5 protein-coding genes and 1 pseudogene are annotated in these 4965 nt (G+C 35.2%); 3 read left to right on the top strand and 3 right to left on the bottom strand.

Annotated features, from left to right (window positions below; genetic code table 11):
- Positions 1-618: RNA-guided endonuclease TnpB family protein (locus A5875_RS22630; RefSeq protein ID WP_141108390.1), on the bottom strand; the 618-nt coding region annotated here is incomplete at its 3' end.
- Between the two features lie 16 nt (positions 619-634).
- Positions 635-1039, bottom strand: a pseudogene (gene tnpA, locus A5875_RS22625) (IS200/IS605 family transposase).
- A gap of 347 nt (positions 1040-1386) precedes the next feature.
- Between tnpA and A5875_RS22620 the strand changes: the two are divergent.
- The 3 genes from A5875_RS22620 to A5875_RS22610 are packed head-to-tail and all read left to right on the top strand — an operon-like array spanning position 1387 to position 2954.
- Positions 1387-1824: a hypothetical protein gene (locus A5875_RS22620; RefSeq protein ID WP_088935806.1), complete on the top strand. Its 438-nt coding sequence runs from the start codon at positions 1387-1389 to the stop codon at positions 1822-1824.
- 9 nt (positions 1825-1833) lie between these two features.
- Entirely contained in the window at positions 1834-2463 is a 630-nt protein-coding gene (locus A5875_RS22615; RefSeq protein WP_088935805.1) for a TetR/AcrR family transcriptional regulator, read from the top strand.
- A gap of 5 nt (positions 2464-2468) precedes the next feature.
- Complete coding sequence (locus tag A5875_RS22610) at positions 2469-2954, top strand: flavodoxin domain-containing protein (protein ID WP_176244788.1); 486 nt, start codon at positions 2469-2471, stop codon at positions 2952-2954.
- Positions 2955-3054: 100 nt separating this feature from the next.
- Here the strand turns inward: A5875_RS22610 and A5875_RS22605 are convergent, their stop codons facing one another.
- Positions 3055-4692, bottom strand: a complete 1638-nt coding sequence (locus tag A5875_RS22605) for a transposase (RefSeq protein WP_088935803.1) — start codon at positions 4690-4692, stop codon at positions 3055-3057.
- Between the last annotated feature and the right edge of the window lie 273 nt (positions 4693-4965).

Genomic DNA, 4965 nt, shown 5'->3' with positions numbered 1-4965 from the left:
AAATTTATTATTATCGATCTTTTGACCGTCAGAAAAAATAGCAAAATCAGTTATACCGAGATCAATCCCAATAGCAGAATTAGTTTTAGGAAGCTCAACTATTTCTTCTTTACACAATAAGGAAATATGATATTTACCACTTGAATGACGTGATATTGTGGCAGATTTGATAGTTCCTTTAGGTTGTCTATGAAGCCTAATTCTAACAAGTGATTTCAACTTCGGTATTTTAATGAATTTATTGTCTAATAAGCTCACTGTTCCATTTTGATTATTAGTCGTATAGCTTTGAACCGGATTTTTTTTACTTTTGAACCGAGGAAACCCAACTGATTTATCACGAAAGAAATTTTTGTAAGCTTTATCCAAATTAAGTTGAGCATTGGTTAAAGCTAGGCTGTCAACCTCCTTCAAAAACGGGAACTCTGTCTTGTATTTGGCAGGTGTAGGAAAAGTCATTTTTTTAGAAGAATCTTTTTTCGTTTCTTCATAGGCTTTCATTCGATCATCAAGCATCAGATTATAGACCTTACGGACACAACCAAAAGATTTAGCAAAGAATATTTCTTGCTCTTCCGTTGGATAGATTCTAAATTTGTGTGCTTTTAATCGTTCCATAAGATTCATCTACTCTCTATTTGTGGTTATTTCCTTGATTCTGAATATACTTTTTGATGACATCAATTGGTGCGCCGCCAGTTGTCAACAGGCAGAAACTTTTAGACCAAAACTTTTCTTTCCAAAGATATTGTTTTACTCTAGGATAATCACGCTTTATCAATCGTGAACTAGCACTTTTATACGCATTGATGAATTTTGTCAACTCTGTTTTCGGTCGAGCTTTGAACAGGATATGAACATGGTCTTTATCATGATTCCACTCAACTAAAGTTATGTGATAAGATTCCGCAATTCATTCAAAAGTTGTTTTAGCAAATTCAGATATTCCATCATCAATTACTTGTCTGCGATATTTAGTTACCAGTACAAGATGATAATAGAGAAGAAATACTGAATGGTTATTAGTATCTAATTCCATTGTTATATCAGCTCATTTCTTATATAGGCTGACTATAACATAGGATAAAATAAATAGGCAAGAAGCCTTTCATGTCGGTTTTCGAATCACCGACGGTAACCCTCATACCGAAGGGCATTCATCACCCACCTATAGATGATGGGCGACTTCTGCCTAAATTAAGTTAAAAGCAAAGAAACATAAACCATGTTAGTATCGCTGTATCAACAGTAGATATTGGATATGGAACAATCGTATTTAAGGAGGATTTTTGAAAAAAGAACAAGAACATATTGACAGGCTAACGATTGTTCGCTAAACTATAGAAAAGAGAACGATCGTTAGCTAAAGTCTGAAAGGAGATCACAATGAACCTCTATTTTGGCGATGCAATCAGCATCAAAACAACTATTTTGCTTATGAGCTTCCTTGTTTTTCTATGTATTATGGTTAAGAAAAGGGCAGAAGTCCGTCATTGGGGATGGTTTATTCTGGGCATTTGTTTTGTTGGTTTGTATATTTGTATTTTGGGAGCAACTAGAGATGGTCTGCACTTCACCGTGCAACAAGCGATTGATGGTTCAGTTGATCCGGGTCTTTTTCCGTTAGTCAGTATGCAAACGATTTTCGGTGCAGTCTTAGGAATCGTCATTGTGATTTCTGCTATTCTTTGTCTACTTCTTAAAAAACAAAGCACGAGAAAAAAATTGTTTTTCATTATTGTTGGAAGCATGCTTTTAAAAATTATTATGATCGAAGCATCCAGAATCATGCTTGTTGTCACTTCAGCAAATCTATTTTTATAGGAGGCCATCATGTCAAAACCAAATACAAAAGAAAAAATATTACTTTCTGCCTTAGAGCTCTTTTCAACAAAGGGCTATGAAGGAACATCTGTCCGTGATCTTGCAAGAGCAGTTGGTATACGCGAAAGCTCGCTGTATAAACATTTTAAGAATAAGCAAGCGATTTTTGATGCGATCTTAGAGTATATGGAGAGCTATCATAATGAAAAAATGAAGGAAATGGCGATACCGTTAGGAAAAATTGAAGAAGTAGCAGGCGAGTACAGTGCGTTTTCATTAGATCATCTCTATCAAATCAGCTCAGTCTTATTCTTAATGAGTTTCAAAGATAAAGTGGAAATCCAATTCAGACGCATGCTGACAATTGAACAATTTTCAAATCCTGAAATAAAGAAAAGCTATAAAAAATATTTTATCTCGGATATTTTAAACTACCAAACGACACTTTTTTCCAAGATGATCCAGCAGGGCCGTTTTATTGAGTGTGATCCAAAAGTACTGGCTTTGCAGTTTTATTCTCCAATTTATACCTTATTAGCTCTATATGAAGGACAGCTGGACAAAGAAGAAGAAGCTCTTTCCATTCTAAAGGAGCACATTTCTCAATTTGAGAAGAGTTATAGAGGTGAAGGGAAGTGAGGAATGTGAATACGTTGATTGTTTACGCGTCGCAAAAAGGCAGTACAGCCGACTGTGCGAACTATTTGAAAGAACAGATGATGGGTAAAGTCACTGTGTTGAATGTTGAGGAGAAAATTCCGAAACTTAATGACTTCGATACTATCATAATTGGTGGTTCCATTCATATGATGAAGATACAGAGAAAGATTACGTCCTTTTGCAAACGAAATAAGCAGCAATTACTTGAAAAAAATCTTGGATTATTTGTTTGCTGCTATACAACAGTAGGCGATGCCGTGTTTTTCGAAACCTTCTTTGATAAATGCTTATTGACCCATGCTAAAATGACGAGCATTTTTGGTGGAGAAATGAGGTATGATAGCTTAAACGTTGTTTACCGTAAACTATTTCAATCGTTGAATAAAATTGAAGATTTTCGCAAAGGTTTTGTAGAACCAGAAATAAATTATGAAGAGATAGATAGATTTGCGAAAGCTATCTATGAATAATGAAAAGAGAGAACAAGGACGCAAATTTGTGTCTTTGTTCTCTCTTTTTTCAACTATAAAGATTCGGGTGTCAAAACCTTCTAAATAAAAAGAGAAACAGTCAATCTGTAAGATAAAAATTTATTTTTATCATTAGATTGACCGTTTTTATGTTTTCAACAATACGTTTCTTTTTATCCTTCTGTCTTTTTATGATTCTTTTTGCATTTATTGCACCTAATTTAAATCCAAAACATATTTTTGTGCGCACGAGTCCCCTAAACGGCATGGAATCGACATGATATCTACGTCTTAAAAGAGAAGGGATCGCTTCAATTCCGTTTCGTAGCTTCGCTAACTTTTTGAATTCTTTTGTTTCCATTCGCTTGATTTGTTGGGCACGAAAGACTGATTTTTCTGATTTTATCACTACCACCGTTTTTTTCTGTTCTTTAGAAATACATTGATCGAAGAAAGGACACATTTTACATAGTATTTTATTAAAAGTTGAACGACTTTGATCTAAGTAGGGATAGTATTTGGATTTTTCAGGTTTATATCCTTGCGGACAGGAAACAAGTGCATGAGTCTTTTCATCAAAGACGAAATCCGCCTCCCAAGGATTTGGATCAATTCCTCGTAGTGCGGTTGTACAAAGATCAATGTTTTTTTCTTCCGCTTTTTTGAAAACATCTTCGCTACCATATCCGCCATCTGTAATCAGTTGACAGGGTTTCTCTCGATCCCAGTGTTCAATAAATTGATAAATAAACTGATAATCACTGACCGTATTCTTTTCAAAGTCATAAGAGGTAATTAAGGATAGCTTCTCATCAAACGTCTCTACGATATTTGCCACATAGCCAATGTACGATTTTCTATTTTTCTTTTTGTAACTAGCATCAGGGTCACTTGGGTTTTGTAATGAATCGGGCGACACTTTCCTTATACTCAATAGTTTTGGCTTCTCTCCTTCGAACGTTAGCTGTTCTTCAAACAAGCGCATGAGATTTTTGTAGTGGGTATTTTCACTCAGTTTTTCTGCGGTTTCTTCAAGGAAAAGCAACCCATCATTCACACATTTTTCCCAATCTTCTTCGATATCTTGGTGTTTTTTATACATAATTGCTCGATTGAAATAGTTTTTGCTCAAGTACAGTTCTTTTCCAGCCAAAAGCTCGACTGCACCTGATTTATCAATTTCTTTAGCCAGGTTAGAGACACACTTATAAAAGAGCGCAAAGCGATTCAATTTCCGACAACTGCTGGCTACTAGTAGGCTGTCCATTCTTTTCATTGTTGGTTGAAGATCGAAAAAAGAGCAGAAGGAATCAGCTAAATATTCCATCTCCTCTTTCACTAAATCAATCCCTGTTTGTTCATAGTAACTGACTAACCGCTCTCTAAATCGACTAAAACTCCGGTCACTTAAAGGTTGTTCTTTAAAGCTGGTTGTTCCAAGGGCATATTGGAAACGAACATCGCAAATAACACTTTCTAATAATTCGTCATCCGTCAATGTAAATAATTCTTTTAGAATGAGAACACCAATCATGATGTTCGCTGGTGTATTAGGGCGGGTGGCTGAATTATTACTGTACAAAACTTCAAATCGTTCTTCGTTTATGGATGAGAAAATTATTTCATAAAAATGCTTCGCCCACGAATTTTCGACAATTCGTTTTGTTCGATCAGATGTCTTCAAAAAACTATCATTTATTAAGTCCATTTGTTGGGCATCATTTCGCTTAAACCCCATTGGAATGCCTTCTTTCGCAGTTTTATGATAGTTAAATTATACCATTGTTCTATCTATAAAAGCGCTTGTCATAAGACTTTTGACACCTGAATCTATAAAGTAAGTATAAAATTTTCAGATGAATAAATCGCTTTGTAGCGGGTATCTCCATGTCTGGCTTCACGAACTAGCTTTATCGGCAATAAGCAAAAATATTTCGAAATTTGAGAAGCAATTTAGAAATATTTTGGTCTTATTGCTCAAAAGCTGAGCGAGTTCGCGAAGCCTTTCTTA

It is taken from the genome of Enterococcus sp. 3H8_DIV0648 (assembly GCF_002140655.1).
Taxonomy (GTDB): domain Bacteria; phylum Bacillota; class Bacilli; order Lactobacillales; family Enterococcaceae; genus Enterococcus_A; species Enterococcus_A hulanensis.
This window is presented reverse-complemented; position numbering and strand designations above follow the sequence as displayed.